Source organism: Botrimarina hoheduenensis (genome assembly GCF_007859815.1).
Taxonomy (GTDB): domain Bacteria; phylum Planctomycetota; class Planctomycetia; order Pirellulales; family Lacipirellulaceae; genus Botrimarina; species Botrimarina hoheduenensis.
The window spans coordinates 131,223-146,273 of record NZ_SJPH01000007.1 but is presented as its reverse complement, the minus strand read 5'-3'; the positions used below and the strand labels follow the sequence as shown (position 1 = coordinate 146,273).

The window sequence follows — 15,051 nt, the reverse complement described above, 5'->3', positions numbered from 1 at the left end:
CCAGCGAACTAATTTTTGTTCGAGCGGGGCTGTTCGAGCGGGGCTATTCGAGCGGGGCCCCCGGCCGGATCCCAAGGTACCAGCGCTTCCAGCGATCGATCGTCGCAAAGCGGGCCGCGTCGTCAAAGTCGTCTTCGAGACCGAAGCCACGGCTGCGGCGGCTGATCTCGCGCAGTGCGTCGTCTGCCGCGAGCACAACGCGGCGTTCAGGGTCGGTCATGGCGTACAACAGGTCGGGCACGTTGTCGAGCGAAGCCAGTCGGCCCAAGGCCGTCGCGGCAACATAGCGGGCGCTGGGCCCGCCGCTGCGCAAGAGCTGCTTGAGCCGGCGTAGGTCTTCCTGTTTGATCGCTTCCAGATTCAACGCCGCGGGGTCCTCGGCAAGAGAATCGAGGCGATCGGCGTCCTCTTGATCGAGGATTTCGAGGAAGCCCTCCACGTCGGTCGGCGGCAGCTCGGCGATAACGCGCCCCCCCGAGAAGCGTGCGCCGCTGAGGTGCTTAGGTAGCCCCCGACCGCTGACGAGCGTCCCCTCGCCGATTCGCTCCTGGATGCTCCGCTGCGTGGAACGCAATAAAAACAGCACGGCCAACGCGGTGTCGGCCTCCTGCCCACAGCTGGCGTTCCAAAGCCCGCTGGCGGCCTGCGTCTCCTTCAGTTGCTCGTATCCCGATCGATACCATTCCGGATCAGGATCGATCGCCCCCGACCGAAACTCCTGAAAACTCTTGTAGCGCTCAAGCGCGTACAAGTAGTAGATGGGGTACTTCTTAGCGGGCAACTCAAAGTTCTTGTCCATCCAGCGATCGCCGTTGTCGATGGTCTCGAAGGCTCGCTTCCATGCGACCGCGGCGGAGATATCGCGGGCCCGTCCCCGTTCTTTCTCGCCGATCTTGGCCCGAGTCACGCCGGAGGGCAGCTCCTCGGGCAACTCGTCGGATTCGCCGTTGATCTCGGCCTTGGTGGCGCGCAGCTTGCCGCACACGTCCGCGGCAATCATCAGGCTGCCCAGAGCAGCGGCTGCCATGGTGCAGGATATCTGGCTCTGGGCGGCGAGTTGGTCGCCTTCAGCGAGCACGCCCTGATACCCCCACCCGCCATTGGGGTCCTGGGTATTGATCAGCCAGTTCACCAAGCCGCGAACCGTTTCGGCCGGCATGGGGTACCCCGAGACGTGCGCCTCCCACAGCCCCAGCGCCATGTACTGCGTTTGCGAGGTATCGCCCGCATTGCTGTAGGAATATCCCCAGCCGCCGTTGGGTTTTTGGCGCCGGAGCAGTTCATCCAGATAAACACGAAGCAGACGTTCGTGATCGTCCGAACGATCTTCGCACAGCAGGATTAACGCCAACCCGAAGGAGTAGTTATCGAGAGCTTGAAACTCGTCTTTATTGCTGGCGACACGAGCGCACTGCGAAACAGCCTGCCCGATCCGCGGATGGCTGCGCTGACCGTCTTTGATAAAGGCAATCGCTGAGAGGCAACCTGCGCCCAGCTGCGCGTCGTGCTCAACCTCCTCGAGCGCCTTCAGGCCCGCATCAATCAGCTTGCGCACCTCGGGGCTCTCGGGTGAGAGCGCCCAGCAGGGGCTGGGGGCGAGTAGTCCGTCCCCACCCGGCAACCCGCCGAGAACCGCCGCAGCGAGCAGCCACAGCGGTGCCCGCCTGCGCGCGAACCGGCCGATCGGAGGTCGGATCATCTAGAAAATACCTGGGTCGGGCCCCTCGCAACGCGTCGGGGCTGTTCCTTCCCCGAGGACTCGCGTGATTGGCCGATCTCCCGCCGGACACGATTGCTCGCACGGAGTCGAGGGCTCCGGGGGGCCAGGTGTCGGGCAAAAGCTAGCGGCCTAAGCTCCTAGGCTAATTCCCTGCCCACCAGGGCGTCAACGCGCCGCAACGTCGATCGGCCCCCTGCGGGCCCGGGAGCGCGGCTACCGACGCCGTTTTTGCGGCCCCCCGGGGCGATCGTTGCAATCAGGAGCTCAGCGCCGGACAAATCGATGGCGAGGGCCGTTTGACAGACGTCGTCCGGACCTTAAGATACGAAGCTTCGACGTGGCCGACGGCCACTCGGGGTGTATAGCTCAGTTGGTTAGAGCGCAGCCCTGATAAGGCTGAGGTCCCAAGTTCGAGTCTTGGTACACCCACTGCTCCCGCTTCTTAGGGCACTGCTCCCGCTTCTTAGGGCACTGCTCCCGCTTCTTAGGGCACTGCTCCCGCTTCTTAGGGCACTGCTCCCACTTGTTAGGGAGCGTCTTTCTTCATGAGCGCTTTATGAGCGCTGGCCCCCTCGGCAAGCGGCAGGCCTCTAGCGGCAGGCTTTCTGCGATCGTCAGCACCGTCAGTCCGGCCGACGCCAGCGTGGCCCTTGCCGTGATTGGATAGCAAAGCCTCAGCTGTTCAGCTGAATCGCCCGCACGATGGCGTCCAGGTCGTTCTCCACCTGCACCGCGCGGTTGGCATAGGTGGCGGTGTTCACGCCCCGGCTGCCGAGCACGCGATTGAACTCGTTCTGATCGCTCGAGTGGTAGGCGACCGTCGCGGTCGGGTCCTTTAGCTGGTGGCCGGTTAGGACGCACACCACCTGCTCATCCGGATCGATCACGCCCTCTTCACGCAGCATCTTGGCCCCCGCGACACTCGCGGCGCTGGCAGGCTCGCAACCCAGTCCGTTGGCGGCCACCTGGCTTTTGGCGTCGAGGATCTGCTGGTCGGTCACCTCGCGTACGACCCCGCCCGTGCACTGCAGCGCGCGGAGGCACTTCATCAGGTTCACGGGGCGATTGATCTCGATCGCGCTGGCGATCGTGTCGGCCCGCTCCGAGGCGGCGTCGAGCTCGGCATAGTAGCCGTCGATGATCTTGGTGTCGGGTGCGCCGTCGTTCCAGCGTAGGCCCCGCTTCTCATACAGTTCATAGAGCGTGTCGGCACCGGCCGCATTGATGATCGCGATGCGCGGCATGCGATCGATCAGGCCCAACTTGTGCAGCTCATGGAACGCTTTGCCGAAAGAGCTCGAATTGCCCAGGTTTCCGCCGGGCACGCAGATCCAGTCGGGCATCTGCCAGTTGAGGCTCTCCAGCACCCGCAGCATGATCGTCTTTTGCCCTTCTAGACGGAACGGATTCACGCTGTTGACCAGATAAATGCCCAGCCGCTTGGAGACCTCGCGGACACGCTGCATGGCGTCGTCAAAGTCCCCGGTGATCTGCATCGTCAGCGCCCCGTAGTCGAGCGCCTGCGAGAGCTTGCCGTAGCTGATCTTCCCCGAGCCGATAAAAATGACTGCCTGCATCAGGCGGCTCATGCCGCAATAGAGCGCGAGCGACGCCGAGGTGTTGCCGGTCGAGGCGCACGCCGCACGCTGGGCGCCGATCATGTGGGCGTGCGTGAACGCGGCGGTCATGCCGTTGTCTTTAAAGCTGCCCGAGGGGTTCATGCCCTCATACTGCAGCAGCATCCGTCCGGGATTCATGCCGACATAGGCGGCAACTCCCACGGAAGGGTGGAGCGGGGTCTGTCCCTCGCCGATCGACACGATCTTCTCGTCGGGAGCAAACGGCAGCAGCTCGCGAAAGCGCCACACCCCGGAGCGTTCGAGAGGCTCGTTCCTCCGCGACCACTTCCGTTCGAAATCGCGCAGGCTGGTGGGGGTCGGCAGCCGGTCCCAGTCGTAGGTGATGTCGAGCAGCGCACCGCAGGCCGGGCAACTCGTATGAACCTCACCCACGTCGTAGGTCGCCCCGCACGCGGGCATCATGCACTTCTGATAAGCCGCGGCAGAGGTCGCGGTGGCGGTGGCAGTCGACATGGTAGTAGCAGCCTCTCAGGATCTCGCGAGCCGCGGGACGCTAATTGGTTTAACGCAAGGTATGAAAACGACTTACAGCAAGATTAGCCCAGCCTAAGCCGCCCGGCAAGCGAAACCCCGGCACCCCGTCAATGGACGGCACCAGAGCGGTCTGAGTAAACTAGCGGGTCTGTGAGCGTTCTTCCGCCCCCCGCTGGGGGGCGGCCCTCGGTTCAACGATGATTTCGCCCCCCCCGGGTCGTCTATTGCGGGCGACCCCCCGGCTCGGCAACGTGAGACCTCGGAGCTAAGCGATTATGAAGAAGGCCGACCTGGAAGCTTATCGGCAGCGGTTGATGCTTTTGCGAGCACGCCTTTGCGGAGATGTTTCAGCGCTTGCCAAGAGCGCCCTACACGGTGCCGCCGAACAAGGCGGCGCGGCTTCGTCCATGCCGATCCACATGGCTGAGTTGGGCAGCGAAGCGTTCGAACAAGAATTCAACCTCAGCGTCATGGAGACCGAAGAGGATGCGATCTCGTCGATCGATGCGGCCCTCCGCCGGATCGAAGAGGAGACCTTCGGCACGTGTACCGGCTGCGAGGGGACGATCCCCAAGATGCGGCTCAACGCGATCCCCTATGCTCCCATGTGTGTCCGCTGCGCTGAGCAGGAAGAAGCCCACTGAGTGGTAACGCGGTGTCGTAACGCGGTGTCGTAACGCGGTGTCGTAACGCGCTGCCGTCACGCGGTTTAGTAACGCGGCGTCGGCCCGCCCGCTTTTCGGGGGAGAGTCCCCCAGCTTAGGGGGGGTACGGACGTCTCGACAACGAACGACCCAGGCCGCCGCGATTTTCCTGTGACAGGATGGACCCTGTGAGTAACGCCCCCCACCTAGCGAATTCACCCGTCGCGGCCACTTCCGGCGGGCCCCCGCTATCGCGCTACTTGGCGTTCGGCGTGCTGACCGTAGCCGGTCTGGCTGCCGATCTGCTGACCAAGGCGTGGCTGTTCTCATGGCCCGGCGGGTTGGGGCATATCTACTGGCTGATCCCCGACTATGTCGGCCTGCAAACCAGCCTGAACGAGGGAGCGCTGTTCGGCATCGGTCAGGGGGCGGTGAGCCTGTTCGCTGCACTGAGCCTTGCCGCGGCCCTTGCCATCCCCGTCTGGCTGTTCGCGTTTCGGGCGGCGAACGATTGGTGGCTCACGATCACGCTCGGCACGGTGATGGGGGGCGTGCTGGGCAACCTGTACGATCGCCTCGGGCTATCGGGCTTGCGGTGGGGACCTGCCGACCCGCGTGCCGGCGAGCCGGTTTACGCCGTCCGCGACTGGATCCTGCTGCAGCTGGGCGACGCGTGGCGTTGGCCCAACTTCAATATCGCCGACTCGCTGCTGGTTGTCGGCGCCGCGGCGCTGTTCCTGCGGGCGTGGCTCGAACCGGCATCGCCCGCCTCCCCCTCCCGAGGTTCTGACGCGCTTACTGAAGAACCGTCTCCCGACCTCCCGAACTAAAGCCGATCGGCCGGCCCTGCGTTTGCGGAGTGACCGCCACCCGATAGCCACGCTGCTCGAGCGCGGCCTTCAGGTTGGGAGTTTCTTCAAAGCTATCGGGAAACGCGTGAACGGTGACCACCGTGCGATCGGGGCGGATTCCGCTCAGCAGCGTGAGCAACCGACTGCCGTCTTCCATCGCGATCTCCACCGGCTCGTAGAGTGTTTGCGCGTTCTCTTCGATGCGCCCTTGAACGAACTCGGATCCGTAGCCGGTCCCTTGTGAGGTCGATACCACACGTTGACGGGCCAGCAGCCGCATCGAGAACCCTTCAAAAGGTCCGACCACACGCTCGTAGTACACCGGCTCGCCCGGTGCCGCTTCGAGCGACTTGTTGATGCTGGCGAGCAGCTGCCCGATCGCGCTTTTGAAATCATCCATGGGGATGATCGTCACGCGCCCGTTACGCAGAATCAGCCGCACCTGTTCCTCGACGCGCGAGCTGACGATCGGCGTTGGATTGACACCGATCACCTCGGTCGGTACGGCGACCGCCGCATTGATGAGGCTCACCTGTCGGCGGGTTGCGTCGTCTAGCTTTTGGCGGGCGGCGACCAATTGGTTGCGTGTGGCGAGCGTCCGCTGCGTGTTTTCGTCGAGCTGGCCGCGTTCTTCATCGAGTTCGGCCTTCAGCTCCGCGTTGTACAGCGCGATCGTCGCGCGGATCTGCTCGCGACGTTCCGACTCGATGTCCGCGAGCGCGGCTTGTTCGATCAAACGGGTTGTGTCGCGAGCGGCCTTGATCGCGGCTTGCTCGGCGGCGCGGGCTTGCCCTTCGATGGCCACGATGTCGATCGGCTCTGCCGCGGGCGGGGCGGGGGCAACGTCGCGTGCGGCGCGCACTCCGACCACCACCACCAGCAGCACAAGGATGCCAACGATATTGGCGATCACGTCCAAGAACGAGTCGCCGCCGGGCATCTCTTCGACGTTATCGTCTTGGCGTCGCATCGGGTGCCTCCCCTTGTGAGAGTCGCGTTGGGGCTTGCACGCCCACGCCCGCACCACGCAGCAAGTCGGTGATCTCTGAGGCGCGGCCTTCGGCGCCGGGCGCAACGATCAATTGCACCCGCGGCTTCCAATGCATCCCCTGGCCGGCGATGCCCCACGTGTCGGCGTGCCGTTTCAGCGCCCCGAAAACATCGCCGGCCTGCGCCGAAACCGGCCCTCTGAGCGGCGTCTCTACCCCTTGCGCAGACGGCGACAGACTGGCGCTCGACTGGCCGCGATCGGGCAAGATCACGATGGCATCAGGACGAACGACCATCTGGATCGAACGAACCACCGCCATGCCCGGTGTGGTCGGTTGGTTGCGCGCCACACTCCCCGGCTTGCCCGGTGGCTGAGCGGCAATGTTTAGCGTCGGCGTTGGTGGCTGCGCCGCTGACGATGAGGCGGGCTCACCGAAGGGCGATGCGGAACCCGCATCGGCACCCGAGGCGCTGCTTGCGGAAGCACCCGCTGTCGGGCTACCGCTGGCACTCGACGCCCCCTCAGCGGCTGCGAACGACGGCCCCTGATCGCTCGCTGATCCATCAGCGCTCATCGCGGCGTTGGAACCGGTTGCCCCGCTAGTGTTCGGGCTGATGGTTTGAGAAGTCTGCCCCGCAAAGGTTTGCTCGCCTGGCGTTTGCGTGTCAGAAGCCGAACCGCCCAAACCGCCGGCTTGCTGAGGATTCGATCCTCCTCCTTGGCCCAAGCGGCTCGCGGCCGAGCTGGTCGTGCCCAGGCCACTCGGCAGACTCCCCTCCCCTGCGGAACCCTGCGAGGGGGCCGCGTTGCCGGCCGCTGAGCCGAGCGCCGGGCTACCGCTCACTTGCCCCGCGCCAGACGATCCGCTGGCAGGATAGGCCCCGGCGATCGCAGCAAACGGATTGGAACTGCCACCCGAGCCGCCGCGGATCGGCCGACCGCGACCGATCGCGAACTCGTCGATCTCAACGTCTTCGGTGTTCCAAGCCCACGATTGGGGTCGCGGCGCGAAAAGCTGCGGGGCGGCAAGTGACATGTCAGCCCGCTCGGAGCGGGCGATCGCGATCGCCCGCTCGACTCGCTCGGCGAGTTCGGGATTGGGAGCGTCGTACTCCATCGGCCAATCGGCGGCAATCGGCTGATAACCGTAGTCACTGTCACGTCGCGCGAGCACAGGTTCGGCATCCTTGAACGCCGGCACGCCATCGGGGCGGATGATAAAGAGCGGATAGGGATCACCCGACTCGCCCGCGGCATAGGCACCCGGGCTGTCGCGGTAGTACTGACGCACGGCAGCGACCGCGGCCCCCAAAGGACTGCTGACAGTGGGGGCAATAAAGTCCGCACGCTCGAAGCGGATCCCCTCGGGCTGCAAGATCACGGCATCGGCACGGCACTCGAAGTAGATCGCCGGGCGGCGGGTACCGGTCACGGCGTCGCGGAGCGGAACGATCGCGTAGCGTCGTTGCCGATTGCCCGCTTCGGCTTCAAGCTCTTCGATCTCTTCTTCAAGCGTCGTGACCAGCTCGTTCAGCCGTTGCAGCTCTTGCTCGGCAACGCGCTGGTCGTCGTAGTGCTCTTTGTCAAGCGAGAGCAGCTCACGGGCTTCGTCTCGGAGCCGTTCCGCCTCGTCCTCGAGGCGACGGATCGTGTCGTCCAGCGCGGCCAGGCGTTCTTGCTCGGCGGCCAAGCGCGCTGAGGCGGCGTCTCGCGCGCCAGTAATCTGCTGGGCTTGGCGCTCCATCTCGCGGCGCAACGCCTCGGCTCGCTGAGCCTGTGCATCGTCCTGCGCTCGATCGACCGCGGCTGCGGCGACAGCAGCGGCGTCCTTCGCCTTCCCCCGCGACACATGCGCCATCGCTACCAATAGCACAACGAGCGCCCCCACGGTGCATAACAGCACCGCGAGGAAAGGAAAAAGCGAGAACGCTGATTCGGCCTGCTTTCGCGGCGAGCGTTTCATGCCGCGTGGCTCTTGGGGGCCTTGGAGTCCAAGACGCCCGCACGAACGCTCAGCAGCTGAATGGCTGCCGAGAGGCTCATGAGCGTCTCTTCAAAGTTGTGGGTACGGCCCAACGTGGCGAGGTTGCGGTTGAGCGACTCTTCCAGCTGGCGCACCTGACCGGTCGACTCCACCACGCGGAGCAGCACTTCGCCCTGTTTGACGAGTTGCTCTTGGTGCTGCACAGTGGCACCGGCGGCCGCCACGAGCGACTCTTGCATGTCTTTGAGCAAGCGCTCGCTCTGACGGATGAGTTTTTCCTGGCGATCCGCGGCCACAACCATCGATTCGCCCAAGGCGGCTTCCACCTCGGACAGATGCCGGCGGTTCTCGCTAGCGAGCTCGCCCTCAGCTTCGGTGAGGACCTCTCCGTGCCGTTGCAAGGCCTCGACCAGCAGCTCGGCCATCCGCTCGAGCCCCTCGCGCAGGTTGCCCAGCAAACGATCGGCACCCTCGGCCAGGCGATCGGTGTGCTGCTTGTCGGCGGCGGTAAGCCGGGCCGTGTGTTGCGACTCGATGTCGGTGAGCTTCTCGATCCGGACACGCGTGGCGGTATCGATCGCAGCGGTCTGATCCGAAACGCTCTGACCGATCTGCGCCAGCTGCTGCTCGATCTTGCTGGTGATCCCCTCGCCGTGCAGCCGCAGATTCTCGGTAAGCCCCTGCCGGAGCGTGTTGACCATCAGCTCGCCCGCGGCGGCCATGGTATCTGACCAACGCGATTGCGTGGCGTCGATTGCCATGCGCCAGGTTTCTGCCTGCTGCGCGGTGAGGTGATCGACCGCGGAAATAACCTGTTCGCCCATCCGCCGGATCGACGCAACATTCGGATCGTTAGCGGCTCCGTATTGATGGAATCGACCGAGCAACGCCTTGCTCGTTTCATCGTGCACACGATCCAAGAGCCGCTCTTCAAGGCGCTCGACACCAAACTGCACAAACCACAACGCGAGCATGAGCGACATGGCCTGCGCGGTGGTATCGAAGGCGATACTCAAGGACCCCATCACCGACGTGAGCGACTGCTCAAGCGCCTCGGGCGATAGCTGGCCGATGGCCATGGTGATGCCTATGACCGTGCCCAACATGCCGACGATCGGCAGCGTGGCCCGCATCAGCCGCGGGGCAGCGTAGCCGGCATTCATCTGCTCACGTGCCGTCTCGTTGAGCCGATCGAGTTGATCCTCGAGCGAATCGGCCGTGCCCACATCGTTGACGTAAGCCAAGGCATCACGCAGGCGCCGGACGAGATACGTGCCCCGCAGATGGATCGGCATGCGATCAAGCCGGGCGAGAAGCGTCGCGGCCTCGCTCACCGGCTGACCGGCGGCGGGGCGATCGCCCAGCGGAACCGATTCCAGAACCCCATATTGCCCGACCAGACCGCCAAAGCGGATTGTTAGCGCCGCGGCACCAAGGGCAAACAGAAGCGTTGAGACCCATTCGACCGGGTGGGCGGCAAAGTACCGTTCAATAAGCGGCGAACCGATCCAGCCGGAGGTAATCGCCGCGTAGAACGCCAGCGTTGCCAGCGACGCCCACACCAGCGGGAGCCTCAGAAACCAGTTCGCTAGACCCGTGACTTGTGACATGCCGAGACCCGCTCACTTGAATGGTCGTACGCTCAGGGGGACCGCCGGACGCGACGGCCCGCTAGCGGCGCAGTCACCCACAAACCGGGCAACCGCGCATCCTTAGGAGCTTCATCGGATCAATCGTCACATTGCGTTGAACCATTCCGACCCCAAAAGCTTACCTAAGCGGAGCGCACGCTTGCCTTGCTCCCGCAGCAATCCCCGCACGGAGAGGATCAAAAAGCTAGGCGAGGGCCCAGGTTGCGGCTATTCTGAAGGGGTCTCTGCGGAACAGAGCGAGAAGCCCTTCCCCTTATCTGGAGCAGGTCGGATGCCGACTCGCTACCACGCTACGCGGCGAGATTCTTTCGTCGTCCGTCACGCCTCGTTGGCTCTCGCGACGCTAGCGCTGCTTTCGTTTGCTGTCGAGGGGCAGGCACTGGTGCTGGGCACATGGGCTCAGCCGGGGGTTGGTGGCTCGTCCACCGTGACCCCTTCAAGTGTCAACACCACCGCCCCTGCAGACGATCCGGGCTGGGCTAACTCCGGCGGCGGACGCTCGGCGATCTACCTCGGAGATCAGTGGGTACTCACCGCTCGGCATGTAAGCACGGGGTCGATCATTCTCCCCAGCGGCACCTATGAACCGGTGCCCGGTACGGAAGTCATTCTCAGCAACCCAAGCAGCTTTCTGGGCACAGCGCTCAGCTCTCAGTCCGACCTGAAGCTGTTCCGGATCCAGACCCATTCGACTACCGGCCTAACACCGGAAGAGATGGATCCCAATGTGCAATCGATCCAGATCGCGACGCAAACCCCCACGTTAGGAACCCAGATCACCGCGATCGCCGCGGGTAATCGGCGGCGCGTCCATCCCTCGCAGCCGAATGGTCACTTTCGCTTCAACTCCTCGTTTCAGCTCACCAGCGACGCAGCGGCACCCTATCGCGGCTACTTTTTCGAACAGCTTCCAACCGGGGGATCGGTCCGCGAGAAAGCCTGGGGCACGAACCGTATCGATAACCCCGCAGGCGTTACGGGACTGACCGACAACGGGCTTAACGCCGTGATCTCCGTGCCCGGTCTTAACGACACCATCGGGTTGGTCTCGCGCTTCGACCAAGCGTTCAATGACAGCGGCAACGTTGTCGAGCCTTCTGCCACGGCCGACGAATTCCAAGGCTCGGGGGGCGACTCGGGCGGCCCCATCTTTGTCAAGAATGGGCTCGGAGAATGGACTTTGCTCGGGGTGTTCCACGGCATCTACCTGCTGGATGGCCAGCCGACCGCGGGCACGGTTCCCATGTTTGGCCAGCACACCGGTTTTAGTGATCTGTCTAACTCGCACTATTACAACCAGATCGACTTGCTCCGCAACTCGCAGCAGTACTCCGTAATGGGAGACACCAACCTGGATGGCGTCGTTAGCGGCGAGGTCAATAGCGGCGGTGCGACGGGCGACCTCGCCAATCTCGTGAACAACTGGCTCACGACACACAGCGCGACCGGCGTTCAGGCCTGGAAGCGCGGCGATCTCAACCAAGACGGCATCACCGACATCGGCGACTTTGTCCTCTGGCGCCAGGGTGCCGGGGGGACCGTTTCCGTCGAAGCCTTCGCGGCGCTTGTGGGTGCCGGAGCGATTCCCGAGCCCACCAGCGTGGGGCTGACCTGCTTGCTGCTAGGCTTGGCCAGTGCGCGGCGTCGCCGCTGATTGGCGGCTTGAGGTGACGGGCCCAACGGCATGATAATGAACGGGCCGGTTCTGCCGCTCCGATGCCAGCCTCCGCCCCCCTACCCTCTCGATGGCCAAGAAGAAGTCTGTCTCGCTCGCCGCACCGCACGGCGGCCGCATCGCAAAGCTCCGCAAAGGGCTCGCCGCACATCGGCTCGATGCCCTGCTCGTAACCGACTTCACGAACGTCACCTATCTGACCGGCTTCACCGGAGATGATAGCTATCTGCTGGTGACCGGCGACGGCCCTCTGCTGGTGACCGACCCGCGCTACACCACCCAGCTCGAAGGCGAGTGCCCTGACCTACCGCTTAAGGTTCGCGAGCCAGGAGAGTTGATGTGGCCGACGATCGTCGAGCTGGTGCGAAAGACCGGCGTCGAGCGCCTCGGTGTCGAGGCCGACTCGCTGTGCGTGGGTGACCACGCCAAGCTGCTGGCAAGCCTGCCTGACTTGGTGATCGAACCGGCACCAGGCCTGGTTGAGGGGCTGCGAGTCATTAAGGACAACAGCGAGGTCGAATCGATACGCATCGCTTGCGACCATGCCCGACGCGCTTACGAAATGGTTCGGGCCGGTTGGTCGCCACGGATGACCGAACGCGAGATCGCCCGCGACCTGGAGTACTTTGCCCGGCGGGTCGGGGCGCAGCGGTTGAGCTTCACGGCGATCATTGCCGCCGGACCGAACGCCGCCCTGCCCCATGCCCGCCCAACCGACGCCGTTGTCGGCGACCACCCCTTCACGTTGATCGACTGGGGAGTGTACACGGGGCTTTACGCGAGCGACCTCACACGGATGGTGGTCACCCAGAAGCCCGGCAAGCGCTTCACCGAGGTCTACCAAACCGTCCTGCGAGCCCAACTTGCGGCGATCGACGCCATCCGGCCCGGAGTGACCTGCGAAGCGGTCGATGCGGCCGCCCGCGACGTGATCACCAAGGCGGGCTACGGCCCTAAATTCGGCCACGGAACAGGTCATGGCCTTGGACTCGAAGTGCACGAAGCCCCCCGCCTGAGCCGTAAGCAACCGACTGAACTGCGTCCCGGGATGGTTGTCACGGTCGAGCCAGGCATCTACTTGCCAGGCTGGGGCGGCGTGCGGATCGAAGACGACATCCTCGTGACCCCAGCCGGCCACGAAGTGCTCTCGAACGTGCCGAAAGAGCTGGCGGATGCCTGCCTCTGAAGCCCTAGGCAGGTGCCCCTAGCCCCAGCAAGATGTCCCTCAAAAGCGGCGGTTTAGCGAAACCGGGGGAAACGTGCGGGGTAGTTCTACCGTCCCGACCGAACTAAACTCTCCGCTTGGTTTGTAGTCCCTGGGGGCGCTGCCGTCGTTGCTTCACCGCGTTGCTACCGCCACGCTGCGGAGCCGCTTTACGCCGACCCGCCCCGCCCCCAGCAACCGCAGAGAAAACACGCAGTGGAAAACGACAAGACAAATAGTGGTAACGATGTGTTCGACGTGCGTCGGGTTCGACGCCTCGTGGAGCTGATGAACGAGCACGAGCTGGCGGAGGTCGATCTTCGGCAGGGAGAGCAACGGATCCGCTTGCGGCGTGGCCCCGAGACCGAGGTGCTGGCGGCGATCCCGGCTGCACCGGCACCCGTCGCTCCGGTCACCCCCACCCAGGCCACTCCGGTCTCGGCCGCCGCCCCCGCCGCCGCCGAGCCCGCCGGTAAGGTTATCCCCAGCCCGATGGTGGGCACCTTCTACGCCTCGGCAAACCCCGATGCAGCGCCCTTTGTCAAAGTGGGTGATCAGGTCGGGACTGACTCCACGATCTGCATCATCGAGGCGATGAAGGTCTTCAACGAGATCCCCGCTGAATGCAGCGGCAAGATAGTCGCCGTGCTGGTCGAGAGCGGGGCAACGGTCGAGTACGGCCAGCCATTGTTCCGCATCGAATAATCGCAAGCGTGGTTCGTTAGCCTCGGCGAGCGCGCCGGGCTCGTGTCAACCGACGCCGTGCAGGCGTTGGCCAGGGAACTGAAGGCGTAGCGTCATGTACCAGCGGATTCTGATTGCCAACCGCGGCGAGATCGCCCTGCGTGTGATCCGCGCTTGCCGCGAGATGGGTGTCGGCGTGGTCGCCATCTACAGCGAGGGGGACCGCGGTGCCAATTACCTCGAACTGGCCGACGCGGCGTATTGCGTTGGCCCCGCCAAGGCGGCCGACAGCTACCTGAAGATCGCCAACGTCATCAGCGCCGCTGAAGTCGGCAACGTTGAGGCGATCCACCCGGGCTACGGTTTCCTCTCCGAGAACGCTCACTTCAACGAGGTCTGCCGCAGCTGCAACATCGATTTCATCGGGCCCAGTCCCGAGGCGATGGCTAAGCTCGGCGACAAGAACGCCGCGCGCGAAATCGCCCGCGCTGCCAACGTGCCGGTGGTTCCTGGCAGCGACGGGTGCATCACCGACGAGAACGAAGCGATCCGCTTCGCCCACGAAGTGGGCTTCCCCGTGCTGATCAAGGCGACGGCCGGCGGCGGGGGGCGTGGCATGCGTGTCGCCTCGAACGATCTATCGCTCAAGTCCGCTTTGCAGCAGGCCCGGGCCGAGGCCGAAGCCGCCTTCGGTAACGGTGCCGTCTATCTCGAAAAATACGTCGAGAACCCACGCCACGTTGAGGTTCAGGTGCTCGCCGACTTGCACGGCAACGTTGTGCATCTCTACGAGCGCGATTGTTCCACTCAACGGCGCCACCAGAAGCTCATCGAAGAGAGCCCCAGCCCTAACGTCTCGCCCGAGACACGCGCCGCCATGTGCGAGGCCGCGGTCCGTTTGATCAAGCACGCCAACTACACCAACGCCGCAACGGTTGAGTTCATCGTTGATGGCTCGAACAACTTCTACTTTATCGAGGTCAACGCCCGCATTCAGGTCGAGCACCCGGTCAGCGAGCTCATCTCGGGCGTCGATCTGATCAAGGCCCAGATCCGCATCGCGGCGGGCGAGCCGCTCTGGTTTACCCAGGACGACATTCAGCCACGCGGCCACGCGATCGAATGCCGTATCAACGCCGAAGACCCGTCACAAAACTTCCGTCCTTCGCCCGGACGGATCGAACGGCTCATTGTTCCCGGTGGCTTCGGTGTGCGGTTCGATTCTCACGCGCATAGCGGCTATGTCGTGCCGCCGCACTACGACTCGATGATCGGCAAGCTGCTCGTCCACCAACCGACGCGTGAAGAGGCGATCGCCGTGATGCTCCGGGCGTTGCAGGAGCTGAAAGTCGACGGCATCAAGACCACCAAGCCGCTCCATCAAGAGATCCTCAGCCATACGGCTTTCCACGAGGCGCGGATCGATACGAAGTTCGTCGAGCGGACGTTTACGAACTAAAACGAAGCGTCTTGCTGGTGGTCCGATAACGCGCCCCACAAAGCGCAGCGCCGGCAGAAACTCCCGAGCAAGC

11 protein-coding genes, 1 tRNA gene and 1 pseudogene are annotated in these 15,051 nt (G+C 64.2%); 7 read left to right on the top strand and 6 right to left on the bottom strand.

The features are described 5' to 3' along the window. Positions 1 to 43 precede the first annotated feature (43 nt). Entirely contained in the window at positions 44 to 1,699 is a 1,656-nt protein-coding gene (locus Pla111_RS14065) for a prenyltransferase/squalene oxidase repeat-containing protein (protein WP_146575081.1), read from the bottom strand. A 376-nt stretch (positions 1,700 to 2,075) separates the two neighbouring features. Here Pla111_RS14065 and Pla111_RS14060 point away from each other — a divergent pair. After that, positions 2,076 to 2,149, top strand: a tRNA-Ile gene (locus Pla111_RS14060). Positions 2,150 to 2,184: 35 nt separating this feature from the next. Here Pla111_RS14060 and Pla111_RS17690 read toward each other — a convergent pair. Both Pla111_RS17690 and thrC read right to left on the bottom strand, forming a co-directional pair. After that, positions 2,185 to 2,241, bottom strand: a pseudogene (locus Pla111_RS17690) (hypothetical protein); the annotation flags it as partial. 153 nt (positions 2,242 to 2,394) lie between these two features. After that, complete coding sequence (gene thrC / locus Pla111_RS14050; RefSeq protein ID WP_146575080.1) at positions 2,395 to 3,813, bottom strand: threonine synthase; 1,419 nt, start codon at positions 3,811 to 3,813, stop codon at positions 2,395 to 2,397. A 296-nt stretch (positions 3,814 to 4,109) separates the two neighbouring features. Here thrC and Pla111_RS14045 point away from each other — a divergent pair, with 296 nt between their 5' ends. Both Pla111_RS14045 and Pla111_RS14040 read left to right on the top strand, forming a co-directional pair. Further along, positions 4,110 to 4,478 (top strand): TraR/DksA family transcriptional regulator, encoded by a 369-nt coding sequence (locus Pla111_RS14045; protein WP_146575079.1) that lies wholly within the window; start codon positions 4,110 to 4,112, stop codon positions 4,476 to 4,478. Positions 4,479 to 4,666: 188 nt separating this feature from the next. After that, on the top strand, positions 4,667 to 5,308 hold the full coding sequence (locus tag Pla111_RS14040) for a signal peptidase II (RefSeq protein ID WP_231931052.1): 642 nt from the start codon (positions 4,667 to 4,669) through the stop codon (positions 5,306 to 5,308). Here the strand turns inward: Pla111_RS14040 and Pla111_RS14035 are convergent. The 3 genes from Pla111_RS14035 to Pla111_RS14025 are packed head-to-tail and all read right to left on the bottom strand — an operon-like array spanning position 5,274 to position 9,914. Continuing rightward, positions 5,274 to 6,299: a hypothetical protein gene (locus Pla111_RS14035; protein ID WP_146575077.1), complete on the bottom strand. Its 1,026-nt coding sequence runs from the start codon at positions 6,297 to 6,299 to the stop codon at positions 5,274 to 5,276. The genes Pla111_RS14040 and Pla111_RS14035 overlap by 35 nt on opposite strands. Further along, the gene (locus Pla111_RS14030) at positions 6,280 to 8,283 is read right to left on the bottom strand and encodes a hypothetical protein (RefSeq protein WP_146575076.1); all 2,004 of its coding nucleotides are present in this window, start codon (positions 8,281 to 8,283) and stop codon (positions 6,280 to 6,282) included. The genes Pla111_RS14035 and Pla111_RS14030 overlap by 20 nt, the downstream gene beginning before the upstream one ends. Then, the gene (locus tag Pla111_RS14025; protein ID WP_146575075.1) at positions 8,280 to 9,914 is read right to left on the bottom strand and encodes a MotA/TolQ/ExbB proton channel family protein; all 1,635 of its coding nucleotides are present in this window, start codon (positions 9,912 to 9,914) and stop codon (positions 8,280 to 8,282) included. Before Pla111_RS14025 ends, Pla111_RS14030 begins: the two co-directional genes overlap by 4 nt. A gap of 313 nt (positions 9,915 to 10,227) precedes the next feature. On the opposite strand from Pla111_RS14025, the gene Pla111_RS14020 reads away from it, so the two are divergent. From Pla111_RS14020 to accC, 4 genes are all read left to right on the top strand, one after another. Further along, positions 10,228 to 11,610, top strand: a complete 1,383-nt coding sequence (locus Pla111_RS14020) for a PEP-CTERM sorting domain-containing protein (RefSeq protein ID WP_146575074.1) — start codon at positions 10,228 to 10,230, stop codon at positions 11,608 to 11,610. 91 nt (positions 11,611 to 11,701) lie between these two features. Then, complete coding sequence (locus Pla111_RS14015; protein ID WP_146575073.1) at positions 11,702 to 12,817, top strand: M24 family metallopeptidase; 1,116 nt, start codon at positions 11,702 to 11,704, stop codon at positions 12,815 to 12,817. A gap of 234 nt (positions 12,818 to 13,051) precedes the next feature. Next, a complete protein-coding gene (gene accB / locus Pla111_RS14010) occupies positions 13,052 to 13,540 on the top strand; it encodes an acetyl-CoA carboxylase biotin carboxyl carrier protein (RefSeq protein ID WP_231931050.1) in 489 nt (162 codons plus the stop codon). Between the two features lie 94 nt (positions 13,541 to 13,634). Beyond that, entirely contained in the window at positions 13,635 to 14,978 is a 1,344-nt protein-coding gene (gene accC / locus Pla111_RS14005) for an acetyl-CoA carboxylase biotin carboxylase subunit (RefSeq protein WP_146575072.1), read from the top strand. The last annotated feature ends 73 nt before the right edge of the window (positions 14,979 to 15,051 follow it).